14 protein-coding genes are annotated in these 12551 nt (G+C 65.2%); 11 read left to right on the top strand and 3 right to left on the bottom strand.

Going from position 1 to position 12551, the window contains the following annotated elements; translation table 11 throughout:
* Positions 1–465: 465 nt before the first annotated feature.
* Complete coding sequence (locus ACI0FO_RS08590) at positions 466–1656, bottom strand: aminotransferase class I/II-fold pyridoxal phosphate-dependent enzyme (protein ID WP_416025833.1); 1191 nt, start codon at positions 1654–1656, stop codon at positions 466–468.
* Positions 1657–1807: 151 nt separating this feature from the next.
* Between ACI0FO_RS08590 and ACI0FO_RS08585 the strand changes: the two genes are divergently transcribed.
* From ACI0FO_RS08585 to ACI0FO_RS08540, 10 genes are all read left to right on the top strand, one after another.
* Positions 1808–3076 carry an adenosylmethionine--8-amino-7-oxononanoate transaminase gene (locus tag ACI0FO_RS08585; protein ID WP_416025832.1) on the top strand — a complete coding sequence of 423 codons (1269 nt, stop codon included), beginning with the start codon at positions 1808–1810 and terminating at the stop codon, positions 3074–3076.
* 89 nt (positions 3077–3165) lie between these two features.
* Positions 3166–4140: a hypothetical protein gene (locus tag ACI0FO_RS08580; RefSeq protein WP_416025831.1), complete on the top strand. Its 975-nt coding sequence runs from the start codon at positions 3166–3168 to the stop codon at positions 4138–4140.
* The gene (ccoS, locus tag ACI0FO_RS08575) at positions 4137–4298 is read left to right on the top strand and encodes a cbb3-type cytochrome oxidase assembly protein CcoS (protein WP_416025829.1); all 162 of its coding nucleotides are present in this window, start codon (positions 4137–4139) and stop codon (positions 4296–4298) included. Before ACI0FO_RS08580 ends, ccoS begins: the two co-directional genes overlap by 4 nt.
* 209 nt (positions 4299–4507) lie before the next feature.
* Positions 4508–5995, top strand: a complete 1488-nt coding sequence (gene ccoN, locus ACI0FO_RS08570; protein ID WP_416025827.1) for a cytochrome-c oxidase, cbb3-type subunit I — start codon at positions 4508–4510, stop codon at positions 5993–5995.
* 10 nt (positions 5996–6005) lie between these two features.
* Positions 6006–6743, top strand: a complete 738-nt coding sequence (gene ccoO / locus ACI0FO_RS08565) for a cytochrome-c oxidase, cbb3-type subunit II (RefSeq protein ID WP_310029932.1) — start codon at positions 6006–6008, stop codon at positions 6741–6743.
* A 2-nt stretch (positions 6744–6745) separates the two neighbouring features.
* Positions 6746–6922 (top strand): cbb3-type cytochrome oxidase subunit 3, encoded by a 177-nt coding sequence (locus tag ACI0FO_RS08560; protein WP_105556505.1) that lies wholly within the window; start codon positions 6746–6748, stop codon positions 6920–6922.
* Positions 6919–7953 (top strand): cytochrome-c oxidase, cbb3-type subunit III, encoded by a 1035-nt coding sequence (gene ccoP / locus ACI0FO_RS08555; RefSeq protein ID WP_416025825.1) that lies wholly within the window; start codon positions 6919–6921, stop codon positions 7951–7953. The genes ACI0FO_RS08560 and ccoP overlap by 4 nt, the downstream gene beginning before the upstream one ends.
* A gap of 75 nt (positions 7954–8028) precedes the next feature.
* Positions 8029–9519, top strand: coding sequence for a cytochrome c oxidase accessory protein CcoG (ccoG, locus tag ACI0FO_RS08550; RefSeq protein ID WP_416025824.1), 1491 nt, complete (start codon positions 8029–8031; stop codon positions 9517–9519).
* A 20-nt stretch (positions 9520–9539) separates the two neighbouring features.
* On the top strand, positions 9540–9776 hold the full coding sequence (locus ACI0FO_RS08545; RefSeq protein ID WP_416025823.1) for a nitrogen fixation protein FixH: 237 nt from the start codon (positions 9540–9542) through the stop codon (positions 9774–9776).
* 13 nt (positions 9777–9789) lie between these two features.
* Positions 9790–10026, top strand: a complete 237-nt coding sequence (locus tag ACI0FO_RS08540; protein ID WP_416025822.1) for a hypothetical protein — start codon at positions 9790–9792, stop codon at positions 10024–10026.
* Positions 10027–10080: 54 nt separating this feature from the next.
* On the opposite strand, the gene ACI0FO_RS08535 is transcribed toward ACI0FO_RS08540, so the two are convergent.
* Positions 10081–10422 (bottom strand): zinc ribbon domain-containing protein YjdM, encoded by a 342-nt coding sequence (locus ACI0FO_RS08535; RefSeq protein ID WP_416025821.1) that lies wholly within the window; start codon positions 10420–10422, stop codon positions 10081–10083.
* An 87-nt stretch (positions 10423–10509) separates the two neighbouring features.
* A complete protein-coding gene (locus tag ACI0FO_RS08530) occupies positions 10510–11436 on the bottom strand; it encodes a LysR family transcriptional regulator (RefSeq protein WP_416025820.1) in 927 nt (308 codons plus the stop codon).
* A gap of 123 nt (positions 11437–11559) precedes the next feature.
* On the opposite strand from ACI0FO_RS08530, the gene ACI0FO_RS08525 reads away from it, so the two are divergent.
* Positions 11560–12546 carry a Bug family tripartite tricarboxylate transporter substrate binding protein gene (locus tag ACI0FO_RS08525; RefSeq protein ID WP_416025819.1) on the top strand — a complete coding sequence of 329 codons (987 nt, stop codon included), beginning with the start codon at positions 11560–11562 and terminating at the stop codon, positions 12544–12546.
* The last annotated feature ends 5 nt before the right edge of the window (positions 12547–12551 follow it).

Raw genomic sequence — 12551 nt, 5'->3', positions numbered from 1 at the left:
CGTCGCGCTGGTCTTCGTCGCGCAACGCCTGCAGGTCTTGTGCCAGGGGCGCCAATTGGGGTTCGCCAAAGGCAGAGGCGTCGCCGCAGCGTTGGCGGAACTCTTGCAAGACGGCGGCGGGATCGGCCGACAACCGCTTCATCATGCGGTCCAGCATGCGGCACGGCACGCCGGCGTCAAAGTCCGGCCCGGCGCTGAAGCGCGGGAAGCCGTTGATCGAGACCAGCCCGATGCAGCCCGTGGGCAGCGCCCGCAGCAATCGAAGCACGCCCATCGAATGCCCGATGGCGATGACCGGGCCATCGATCTTTGCGAAGGAAGCCGACCCGAAGTAGCCGGCGTCGACGGCTATATGAGGCCAATCGCGCAGTTCGGCGCGTAGCGGCGCCCAGACCGAGGCGTCGAAGGCCCAACCGTGGACGAACAGCAGCGTGGGGCGCGCCGCGGGTACGGCGCGGGTCTTGGTCATGCGAGTGCCGCCGCGAAGCCGGCGATCAATTGCTCCACATCGGTGTCGCGGTGGGCGGCGCTGAGCGTGACCCGCAGCCGGCTGGTGCCGGCGGGCACGGTGGGCGGACGGATCGCCACGGCCAGCAAGCCCCGGCGCTCCAAATCGGCCGCCATCGCCAACGCGCGGCCCGCGTCACCCACGATGGCGGGCACGATCTGCGTGGACGACCCGCCAGTGTCCAACCCCAGGCCCTGGAGCGCGGCGCGCAAGTGGGCGCCCGCCGCCTCCAGCCGCGCGCGCTCGGCGTCCAGCGTGGGCACCAGGTCCAGCGCGGCATCCATCGCGCCCAGGACGGCGGGCGGCAACGCCGTGGTGTAGATGAACCCCGAGCACGTATTGATCAGGTAGTCGCACAGCGCACGGGATCCCGCCACATAGGCGCCGAATCCGCCCAGCGCCTTGCTGAACGTGCCCATGGCCAGGTCAATGCGGCCAGGCGCCAACCCGGCCAGCCCCATGCCGCCAGGCCCGAGCACGCCGGTCGCGTGGGCCTCGTCCAGATAGACGAAGGCCTGATAACGGTCGGCCAAAGCGGCCAGCCGGGCGACATCGGTCCGGTCCCCATCCATGCTGAACACGCTTTCCGTGACGATGAATCGGGTAACGGGAGGCTTATCCGACCCCGTTTCGGCTCTAGCCGCCAGCAGGCGCTCCAGGTGGCCCAGGTCGTTGTGCCGGAAGCGGATCTGCTTCACGCCGGCCGCCTGGCAGCCATGGTGCAGGCTGGCGTGGTTCAGCTTGTCGGCATACAACTCGACCTCGCCCCGGGCGGCGGCCGCGCGCAGCAGCGCGGGCAGCACGGCGGCGTTGGCCTGCCAGCCCGAAGCCAGCAGCAACGCGGCCTCGGTGCCCTTCAGGCGGGCCAGCTTGGCTTCCACCTGCTCGTGCAGATCCAGGTTGCCGCAGACCAGACGCGAGGCCTGAGCCCCGGCGCCATGCCGCGCGGCCCATTCCCGGGCGCGTTCGACCAGCAGCGGGTGCTTGGACAGGCCCAGATAGTCGTTGCTTGAGAAATTCAGCACGGGGGCGCCGTTCAGCACGATTCGGCCCGGCGGCGCGGCCGAGGCGGTGCGCAGGCGGCGGCGCACGCGGCGGTCGTCGGCGGCGGCCAACTCGGAGGAAAACAGGGAATCCAGCTTTGACATCAATCGATCCGGCAGCGGCCGGGCAGGGGGGACGCCCGCACCAGGCCGTAGAATGCGGGCCATTGTAGTGGAGGCGCGCGCACCGGTTTCCAGGGGGTACCCCCTTTTGGAAACCCTTGGCCCGCCGCCGTTTTTTTTGTGGAGTCCCATCATGCACACGCCCGACTGGGTGGCCCAGGGCCAACCCCATATCTGGCTTCCCTATGCCCAAATGAAGACGGCCACGCCGCCGTTGCCGGTTGTGCGTAGCCACGGCAGCCGGCTGGAACTGGCCGATGGGCGCAGCCTGATCGACGGCGTGGCATCCTGGTGGACGGCCTGCCACGGCTACAACCATCCCCACATCGCCCAGGCGGTGCGGGCGCAGCTGGACGCCATGCCGCACGTGATGTTCGGCGGGCTCACCCACGAACCCGCCCTGAAGCTGGCGCGCCGGCTGGCCGGCTTGCTGGGGCGGGGGCTGGACCGCGTCTTCTATACCGATTCCGGCTCGGTGGCGGTGGAAGTCGCCATGAAGATGGCGGTGCAGTTCTGGCTGAACCAGGGCGAACGCGGCCGTAGCCGCTTCCTGGCGTTTCGCGGCGGCTACCACGGCGACACGTTCGGCACCATGGCGGTGTGCGACCCCGAAGACGGCATGCACAGCCTGTACCGCGGCATGCTGGCTGAACACGACATCGTTGACCTGCCCCGGGACGAGGCCGCCACGGCGGCGTTGGACCAATTCCTGGAAACGCGCGCGCCGCAACTGGCCGGCATTCTGGTCGAACCCCTGGTGCAGGGCGCGGGCGGCATGTTGCTGCACGACCCGGAAGTACTGCGCCGCCTGCGCCGGCTGGCGGACCGCCACGGGCTGTTGCTGATTTTCGACGAGATCTTCACGGGATTCGGGCGCACGGGCACGATGTTCGCGTTCGAACAGGCCGGCATCCGGCCCGACATCATCACCTTATCCAAGGCGTTGACGGGCGGCACGCTGCCCTTGGCCGCCACGGTGGCCAGCAACCGGGTGTTCGACGCATTCTGGTCCGACGATCCGGCGCACGCGCTGATGCACGGCCCCACGTTCATGGGCAATGCGCTGGCCTGCGCGGCGGCCAACGCATCGCTGGACCTGTTCGAGTCGGAACCCCGACTGGCGCAGGCGCAGGGGCTGTCGACGGCGCTGGCGGCCGGCCTGGCGCCTTGCCGCGATCTGCCCTGGGTGCGCGACGTGCGCGTGCTGGGCGCGATTGGCGTGGTGGAACTGGACGGCATCGCCGACCGCGAGGCCCTGAAGCGCCGGCTGGTCGAGGCCGGTGTCTGGGTGCGCCCGTTCGGCAACGTGGTCTACCTGACGCCGGCATTGACCATCGCCGACGACGACCTGGCCGTCTTGACGCGCGCCGTGGTGGACGTGCTGCGCCAGCAGCGCCCCTGACGCGGCCGACGCTTTGCTCCCTTGCACGGGCGCAAAGCGCCTTGATCCAGATCAAGGCGTCCCTCCGACGCGCTGGGTACCATCGGCGCATGCGAGCAAAATCGATCTTCGCCGTCCCTGCGTGCCTGTCCGATGCCGACCGCCAGCAGCGCCGTCACGCGCTGGTGCGCCTGTCGCTGGCCTGGCTGGCGATGATGCAGGTCATGATGTTCGCGTGGCCCGGCTACTTGCGGCACGACAGCATGCCTGCCGACGCCCTCGAAACGCTGGACTGGGCCATCGTCCTGATGAACTGGGCCAGCTTCGCGCTGACCCTCCCCGTGGTGCTGTATTCGGCCTGGCCCATCTGGCGTCATGCCGGCGACAACCTGCGCCACGGCCGCGCCGGCATGGACGTGCCGGTGGCGCTTGGCATCGTCGCCGCCTTCATCCCCAGCGTCCACGCCACCTGGACGGGCCGCGGCGAGGTCTACTTCGATTCCGTCACGATGTTCGTGGCTTTCCTGCTGACTGCGCGCTATTTGGAACTCTGCGCCCGCCAATCCTTTGGCGGCGCCGCGGGCGGCCGAAGGCACGAACGGGTCGAGGCGCAGCGCCTGGACCTGGGCGTTCGCGCCGACCGGCTGGCATCCCGCTTTGTCATGGCCCAGGTAGCGCTGGCGCTGGCCGCGGCCGCGGGCTGGGCCTATATCGATGCGGCGCATAGCATCCCCGTGATGGTGGCGCTGCTCGTCATGAGCTGCCCCTGCGCCATGTCGATGGCAGTGCCCACGGCCATGGCGTCGGCGCATTCGGCGTTGGCCGCGCATCCCGCCATGTCCGATGCCGCGCTGGACGCGCTTTTGCAGCAGGCGCGCCACAAGGCCCGCCAGAACCTGTACGGGTCGTTGGTCTGGCACCTGCTCATGACGCCGCTGGCGCTGGTAGGGTGGGTCACCCCATGGCTGGCCGCGATCACCATGCTGGTCTCGTCGCTGGCGGTGGCCTACAACTCCTGGCGCCTGTGCCGCCGCGACTGGTCCGGCGCCGCCGCCCATTCGGGCATGCTGGAAGCCGCGCAATGACCATCCTGTACCTGTTGCTGCCGCTGTCCCTGCTATTCGTGCTGGCCATCGGCATATCGCTATGGTGGGCCGTGTTCAACGGTCAATACGACGACACCGACAATGCCGGAACGGCCATCCTGCGCGACGACGACAGCGGTCCCGCCGGCCGCAGCTAAGCGCCAGCGCGCTGCCGCGCCAATAAACGGGCCATCGCCCGTTTTTGCGTCGCTTCGTCTGCAACATTCATTGATAACGTTGCTGTTCCGTTGTGCCCACGCCGCGTTCCCCGCCCGGCCAGCTGGCGCTTGATCCATATCAACGCCGACTTGTGTGACTAGTCCCATCATCTGAGCCTGGAGCTATTTGTTACTTTAGGGGAAGGGTGATGAACGATTGCGCCGCAATCGCAAGCAAGGCCGATACCTTCAACTACAAGATCGTGAGGCAGTTCGCGCTCATGACGGTGGTTTGGGGCATTGTCGGCATGGCTGTGGGCGTTTTTATCGCCGCGCAGCTGATTTGGCCTCAGTTGAACTTTGATATCGCATGGCTGAGCTACGGCCGCCTGCGCCCGCTGCACACCAACGCGGTGATCTTCGCCTTCGGCGGCAGCGCGCTATTCACGACTTCGTACTATGTCGTCCAGCGCACCTGTCAGGCACGCCTGTTCTGTGGCCCCTTGGCCGCGTTCACGTTCTGGGGCTGGCAGATCGTCATCGTCGCCGCGGCAATCACGCTGCCGATGGGATTCACCAGCAGCAAGGAATACGCCGAACTCGAATGGCCGATCGACATCCTGATCACGCTGGTCTGGGTGGCCTACGCCATCGTGTTCTTCGGCACCATCATCAAGCGCCGGTCCAAGCACATCTACGTGGCCAACTGGTTCTTCGGCTCGTACATCCTGACCATCGCCATCCTGCACATCTTCAACAACATCGAAATGCCGGTGTCGCTGTGGAAATCGTACTCGGCATACGCCGGCGTGCAGGACGCCATGGTCCAGTGGTGGTACGGCCATAACGCGGTGGGGTTCTTCCTGACCACCAGCTTCCTGGGCATGATGTATTACTTCGTGCCCAAGCAGGCCGGCCGCCCGATCTATTCGTACCGCCTGTCCATCGTTCACTTCTGGGCGTTGGCCTTCACGTACATGTGGGCGGGCCCGCACCACTTGCTGTACACGTCGCTGCCGGACTGGACCCAGTCGCTGGGCATGACGTTCTCGCTGATTCTGCTGGCGCCTTCCTGGGGCGGCATGATCAACGGCATCATGACCCTGCAGGGCGCCTGGTACAAGCTGCGCACCGATCCGATCCTGAAGTTCATGGTCACCGCGCTGTCGTTCTACGGCATGTCGACGTTCGAAGGCTCGATGATGTCGATCCGCACGGTCAACGCGCTGTCGCACTACACGGACTGGACTATCGGCCACGTGCACTCGGGCGCGCTGGGCTGGGTTGCCATGATTTCGTTCGGTTCCCTGTACTACCTGATCCCGCGCCTGTATGGCCGCGAAAAGATGCACAGCGTGAAGGCGATCGAACTGCACTTCTGGATCGCGACCATTGGCGTGGTGCTGTACATCGCCGCCATGTGGATCGCCGGGGTGCAGCAGGGCTTGATGTGGCGCGACACGGCTTCCGACGGCACGCTGGTCTACAGCTTCGTCGAAGAACTGAAGACGCGCGTCCCGTACTACCTGATCCGATTGCTGGGTGGCACGTTGTTCCTGTCCGGCGTGTTCGTCATGGCCTGGAACGTGTGGATGACGGTGCGCGGCGCGCAACCGGTCAACCCCGCCATTCCGCAAGACGATCCCCATGCCGCTCGCCCGTCGGTCGCTGCGACCGCCGTGCCGGCTACTGTTTGACGAGGACATCATGGCCAACAAGAAACCTGGCTTCTTTTCTCACCAGACGCTTGAGAAGAACATCGGCTGGATGATCATCGCCAGCATTCTGGTGGTGTCCTTCGCGGGCTTGGTTCAGATCGTTCCGCTGTTCTTCCAGCACAGCACGACCCAGCCCGTCGCCGGCGTGGAACCCTACAGCCCCTTGCGGCTGATGGGCCGCGACGTCTACATCCGTGAAGGCTGCGTCGGCTGCCACTCGCAGCAGGTGCGCGTGCTGGCGGCGGAAGTGCAGCGCTACGGCTCGTACTCGACGGCGGCGGAATCGGTCTTCGATCATCCGTTCCTGTGGGGCTCCAAGCGCACCGGCCCGGATCTGGCCCGCGTCGGAGAGCGCTACTCCGACGACTGGCACCGTATCCACTTGCGCGATCCGCGCAAGGTGGTGCCAGAGTCGAACATGCCCGCCTATCCCTGGCTGGAAAAAACCGTCATCACCGGCCAGAACGTGGCCGAGCGCATGCGGGCGCTGCGCGCCTTGGGCGTCCCCTACACCGATGCCGACATCGAGGCCGCACCCAAGGCCATCGAAGGCAAGACGGAAGAGGACGCGCTGGTTGCCTACCTGCAAGCGCTGGGCGTAGGCGTGCGCAAGGCCCAAGCCAAGTTGGCCGAAGACGCCAAGAAGGCCGAAGACGCCAAGAAAGCCGCTCAGCCGACCGCGCAGTCGGCGGCGCAACCCGCCGCGCAAGCGGCAACGGGAGGCTGATCATGGTGGGCTACCTGAGCGCGATCGTCACCGCCATATCCATGGCAACCTTTTTCGGCATCGTCTGGTGGGCCTGCTCGCGCGGTCGCCAGGGTGCCAACCGCGAATCGGCCATGCTGCCGTTCGCCCTGCCCGACGAGTTCGGCCAGGAACAACAAGATGGAGCGAATCGGTCATGAGCGATTTCGTAAATGGCTTCTGGGGGTATTTCATCTCGGTCGTCGCCGTGGGCGGCGTGGTCTGGTGCGTGTGGCTGCTGTATACGCAGCGCCGTTGGCTCAGCACCAAGCCCGCCAGCGGCCAGGTCGAAGACACCGGCCATGTCTGGGACGGCGATCTGACCGAGCTTAACAATCCGGTTCCCACCTGGTGGACCTGGATGTATCTGCTGGCGTGCTTGTTCGCCCTGGGCTACCTGTTCTTCATGCCGGGCCTGGGTTCATACAAGGGCCAACTGGGCTACAGCAGCACCGAGGAAGTCGCGCGGCACCAGGCCAAGATGGCCGAGGCCGTGCGCCCGATCTACGCGCGCTTCGAAACCATGACGGTGCCGCAGGTGGCGCAGGACCAGGCCGCCCTGGATATGGGGCAGCGCCTGTTCTTGAATACGTGCGCGCAGTGCCACGGTTCGGACGCAAAGGGCGGGCCCAGCTTTCCCAACCTGACCGACGGCGATTGGCTTTACGGCGGATCACCCGAAACCATCATGGAAACCATCACCAAGGGTCGCCACGGCGTGATGCCGCCCTGGAAGGCGGCCATCGACGCCAAGACGGCCGGCGATATCGCCCAGTACGTGCGTTCGCTGTCCGGCCTGACTTCGGACGACATCCGTGTCTTCCGCGGCAAGCGCGAGTTCGCCAACTATTGCGTGGCCTGTCACGGTGTGGATGGCAAGGGCAACCCCTTGCTGGGCGCGCCCAACCTGACGGACGACGTGTGGCTGTACGGCAGTTCGGAAGCCACGATCGTGAAGACGATTCTGGACGGCCGCGACAACCGCATGCCGGCGCACGAACACATCCTGAACCCCGAGCAGATCAAAGTGCTGACGGCCTGGGTGTGGGGCCTGTCGAACAAGCCGGGGGCGGCTGCGCAGGGCGCTGCGGCAACGACGACGCCGGTTGCCGCCAATACCGTGGCGCCAGCTGTCGCCAACCCGACGGCGAATGTGGCCGCCAGCGCGGCAGTGAATGCCGTCGCCCAGTAAAGCGGCAAGCAGTGCTTAAGTGGGGGGCGCGTCACGCGGCCCCCACATCATTGGACTTACAGGACGGAGCAGCAAATGGAAGATGGGTCAACCGCAAGCGTCGGCAAGCCGCCTGACGGCGACCCGCCGCCCTGGCGGCCGCACACGCGGCCGCCGCGTCCCGGGCAGGAAACGCTGGAGCAGACCCTGGCGGGTGTACGCAGCAAGATCTATCCGCGGTCCGTCAGCGGCATCTTTGCCCGCTGGCGCATCGCCTTCGTCTTTATCACCCAGCTGATTTTCTACGGGCTGCCTTGGTTGCAATGGAACGGCCGGCAGGCCGTGCTGTTCGACCTGGGCGCGCGCAAGTTCTACCTGTTCGGGCTGGTGCTGTGGCCGCAAGACGTCGTCTATCTGGCCGTGCTGTTGGTGATTTCGGCGCTGGCGCTGTTCTTGTTCACCGCCGTGGCAGGCCGGCTGTTCTGCGGCTATGCCTGTCCGCAAACGGTCTACACCGAGATCTTCATGTGGATCGAGCGCAAGGTCGAAGGCGACCGCATTGCGCGCATCCGCCTGGATGAGTCTCCCTGGACGTGGCGCAAGGCACGCCTGAAAATCACCAAGCATTTTCTGTGGATCGCGCTGGCCTGGTGGACGGGGTCTACGTTTATCGGCTATTTCGCGCCAATCCGCGAATTGGGCCATGAGCTGTTCACGCTGCAGCTGGGGCCATGGCAATGGTTCTGGATGCTGTTCTACGGCTTTGCCACGTGGGGCAACGCGGGCTTCATGCGCGAATCCGTTTGCAAGTACATGTGCCCCTACGCTCGTTTCCAGAGTGTGATGGTCGACCCTGACACCTTCGTGGTCACCTATGACAAGCGTCGCGGCGATCCGCGCGGCGGCCGTTCGCGCAAGGTCGACCACAAAGCAGCCGGCCTGGGCGATTGCGTGGATTGCAGCCTGTGCGTGCAAGTCTGTCCCACCGGCATCGACATCCGGGAAGGCCTGCAATACATGTGCATCGGGTGCGGCGCCTGTATCGACGCCTGCGAGCAGGTCATGGACAAGATGCAATACGAACCCGGCCTGATCCGCTACACGTCGGACCGCGCCATGCAGGATGGCCTGTCGGCAAAAAGCGCGCGTTCGCACCTGCTGCGCCCGCGCGTACTGATCTACGGCACGCTGATCCTGATCATGGCGGTGGCGTTCGTGGCGTCGCTGGCAATGCGCAACCCGCTGCGGGTGGACGTCATCCGCGACCGCGGGGCGTTGGGCCGGGAAGTCGCGGGGGGCCAGATCGAAAACGTCTACCGGCTGCAGATCATCAACACCTCGGACACGGCCATGCGCCTGCGCCTGTCGGCCGACGGCATGCCCGGGCTGACCGTGATGATGGGCCGGCAGGGATCCGACGTGGTTGACGTGGAACCGGCTGCCAACAAGCTGGTTCCCATGGTGATCCGGGCGCCTGCCGGCGTCGAACCCGGCGCGCACGCCATCACGTTGCGCGCGCGCGGCCAAGATGGTGAAAACCGGCCGATCGAAACCGACGAACCCGCCAGCTTCTACGTGCCTGATTGACTACGTAAAGGACAAACCTCATGACCCTTGCACAAACCGCTCCGGCATCCAAACCCTGGTACTACGAACCCTGGCCCTGGATTCTCATGGCCGGACCGTTCGCGGCCATGGTCGGTTGCTTCATCACGATCTACTTCGCCTATACCAACTTCACCCACGAACCTATCGTGGAAGGCGTGATCAAACGCGGCCTGGTGATTGAACAGGCCGCGCCGAAAGCGGGCGAAGGCGCTGGCGCCGTGCGCGCCAACCCCTGACGGGAGGACACAGATGGGCTTACGTTCATTGATGTGGATATTGTGGCCATCGTTCCTGGCGGCCGCGGCGGGAAGCGCTTTGATATTCGCCCTGATCGACCCGTTGGACGTGGCGATATTCGGGCATGTTCCGACCGGGCGCACGGGCTTTTACACGGTGTCGTTCTTCGTGTTGTGGATCATGGCCGGCCTGTCCAGCACGCTGACGGCATACCTGATGCCGAAAGCGGCAGAGGAAGACCCGCTGTAACCCACCGCGTTGCCATGCGATAGGGAAGGGCCCGCCAAGATGGCGGGCATCGCGTCAGACTTTTTTGACGAACTCCGACTTCAGGCTCATCTGGCCGAAGCCGTCGATCTTGCAATCGATGTCGTGGTCGCTGTCGACCAGGCGGATGCTCTTGACCTTCGTGCCCATCTTGATCACCCCGCCCGACCCCTTGAGCTTCAGGTCTTTGATGACGGTGATGGTGTCGCCGTCCTGCAGGACGTTGCCGGCCGAATCGCGGTAGACGCGGGCATCGTCGTCTGGCGGCGCGGCATCTTGCGCCGACCATTCATGCGCGCATTCCGGACAAACGTAGCCGCCGCCATCTTCGTAGGTGAATTCGGACTGGCATTTTGGACAGGCGGGCAATGCACTCACGGGGAAACCTCGGGTGAAACGCGCGAATCGCGCAATGCACGATTGTACTGTTCGATATGCCATTTTTTCCGGAACGTGCATCCATCTTCACGCATTTTCATGCAGTAAGTCGACAAAGCGCTGACCAGCGGCGCTTAAGGGCCGATCGCGCGGCACGATGCTGCCGAACGCCGCCAGCGACTGCTGGATTTGATAAGGCAGGATCGCCAACAAGCCATGCCGGGCGTACCGGCTGGCGACCGATTCCGGGATCACCCCCAGCATGTGCGACTTCATCGCCAGGTTGGTGGTGGTCAGGATGGACGAGGATTCGATCAGCCCCGGCGGCAGCGCCGTATTGTGCGAGCGGAACTCGTGTTCGATCACCTCGCGCATCGGGCTGCCCTGCGGCTGCAGGATCCAGGGATATGCCTGCATGGCCTCGAAGCCAATGCGCCGCTTGCGGGCCAGCGGATGGTCCACCGCCGCGATGACCGACAGGGCCTCGTCGCCGATGGGGCGGAACACGTAGTTGCGGTCAGACAGGGTCAGCATGCGGCCAATCACCACATCCAGCTTGCCCGCATTCAACTGCGCGATCAGCAGGTCGCTGGTGCCGGTGGAAATCTCAACGGCCAGCAGGGGATAGGTCTGCTTCAGGCGCAGCAGGGCGTCGGTCAGGTGGCTGGGCGAAGCCGCCATGATGCTGCCGATAAAGAGCTTGCCGGCGCTGCCCAGCCGCAGTTCATCCAGCTCGCGCGCTAGCGACGACACCGTGCCGCGCATGCCACGAAAATGCCCCATGACGCACTCGCCGGCGGGCGTCAACGCCAGCCCTCGGCCTACCCGTTCAAACAGCGCTTGCCCTAGCGCCGATTCCAGTTCGTGCAGCATCTTGCTGGCAGCGGACTGCGTGATGTTTAACTGCTGCGCGGCGGCGCGCAGCGTGCCGCGGTCGTCGATGGCAAGCAGCAGCACCACTTGGCGCATGCGCAGCCGGGCCAGCAAGCCCGGGATGTTCAGATTGCGTTCCATGATTGATCGCCTGGGGTGAACGGTTGGCGCAAAAGTTTCATTTTACGGAAACGGATCTTCTTCATAAGATGGCTTCACAACAAATTGCCCCTGAACGGCAAAGAACTCATCAAGGAGACAACCATGAAGATCCGCGTATTGGCCGCGTTGGCGGCGGGCGCCGTGTGCCTTTCCACGCTGTTCCCCCTGGCGGCGCAGGCTCAGGCGCAAGCCGCCGACTGGCCGGCCAAACCGCTGCGCCTGTTGGTGGGATCCGCGCCCGGCGGCGGCACCGACGCCATGGCGCGTGCCGTGGCGGACAAACTCGGGCCGATGCTCAAGCAGACGGTCGTGGTCGAGAACAAACCCGGCGCATCGAACACGCTGGCCGCCGACCTGGCCGCGAAGTCGGCGGATGGCCACACCATGGTGATGGGCGTATCGACGGCCCATGCGATTGCGCCCCACCTGCTGAAACTAAGCTATGACAACGACCGTGACCTGACGCCCGTGGTGTTCGTGGGGGCGGTGCCGAACATCCTGGTCGTGAACAACGAGGTGCCCGCGAAATCGGTGCAGGAACTGGTCGCCCTGCTTAAGCGCAAGCCGGGCGAATACAACTTCGCCAGCAGCGGCTCGGGCAGCACCCAGCACATTGCGGCGGAACTCTTCAAAGACGCGACCGGGGTGCAGATAACGCATATTCCTTACCGCGGCAGCGGCCCGGCCATGGTCGACCTGATGGGCGGGCAGGTGCAGATCGCCTTTGAAACCGCGTCGTCCGTCATCCCGCATATCAAAAGCGGCAAGGTGCGCGCGCTGGCGGTATTAAGCGCCCGCCGAAACGCCCAGCTGCCTGAGGTGCCGACGATGGCCGAAGCCGGCGTGCCGGGGGTTGAAATGAGCGCCTGGTATGGCATCTACATGCCCAGCGCCACGACTGCCGCCATCCAGAAACGCATCCATGACGACGTCAACCGAATCCTGGCGCTGCCCGACACGCAGGCCCGCCTGCAAGCGATTGGCGCCGATATCACCCCGATGAGCCAGGAACAGTTTGCGCAGTTCCACAACGCCGAGAACCAGCGCTACGCCGGCATCATCAAGAAAAACAACATTTCCGTGGAATGACTCCA

Source organism: Achromobacter marplatensis (assembly GCF_049060505.1).
Taxonomy (GTDB): Bacteria; Pseudomonadota; Gammaproteobacteria; order Burkholderiales; family Burkholderiaceae_B; genus Achromobacter; species Achromobacter marplatensis_A.
The sequence above is the reverse complement of the archived record's forward strand: the minus strand, read 5'-3'. Positions and strand labels throughout refer to the sequence as shown.

Coding starts and splice junctions, on each gene's coding strand:
- ACI0FO_RS08590 (WP_416025833.1), bottom strand. CDS start 1,656: ATGTCAAAGCTGGATTCCCTGTTTTCCTCCGAGTTGGCCGCCGCCGAC.
- ACI0FO_RS08585 (WP_416025832.1), top strand. CDS start 1,808: ATGCACACGCCCGACTGGGTGGCCCAGGGCCAACCCCATATCTGGCTT.
- ACI0FO_RS08580 (WP_416025831.1), top strand. CDS start 3,166: ATGCGAGCAAAATCGATCTTCGCCGTCCCTGCGTGCCTGTCCGATGCC.
- ccoS (WP_416025829.1), top strand. CDS start 4,137: ATGACCATCCTGTACCTGTTGCTGCCGCTGTCCCTGCTATTCGTGCTG.
- ccoN (WP_416025827.1), top strand. CDS start 4,508: ATGAACGATTGCGCCGCAATCGCAAGCAAGGCCGATACCTTCAACTAC.
- ccoO (WP_310029932.1), top strand. CDS start 6,006: ATGGCCAACAAGAAACCTGGCTTCTTTTCTCACCAGACGCTTGAGAAG.
- ACI0FO_RS08560 (WP_105556505.1), top strand. CDS start 6,746: ATGGTGGGCTACCTGAGCGCGATCGTCACCGCCATATCCATGGCAACC.
- ccoP (WP_416025825.1), top strand. CDS start 6,919: ATGAGCGATTTCGTAAATGGCTTCTGGGGGTATTTCATCTCGGTCGTC.
- ccoG (WP_416025824.1), top strand. CDS start 8,029: ATGGAAGATGGGTCAACCGCAAGCGTCGGCAAGCCGCCTGACGGCGAC.
- ACI0FO_RS08545 (WP_416025823.1), top strand. CDS start 9,540: ATGACCCTTGCACAAACCGCTCCGGCATCCAAACCCTGGTACTACGAA.
- ACI0FO_RS08540 (WP_416025822.1), top strand. CDS start 9,790: ATGGGCTTACGTTCATTGATGTGGATATTGTGGCCATCGTTCCTGGCG.
- ACI0FO_RS08530 (WP_416025820.1), bottom strand. CDS start 11,436: ATGGAACGCAATCTGAACATCCCGGGCTTGCTGGCCCGGCTGCGCATG.
- ACI0FO_RS08525 (WP_416025819.1), top strand. CDS start 11,560: ATGAAGATCCGCGTATTGGCCGCGTTGGCGGCGGGCGCCGTGTGCCTT.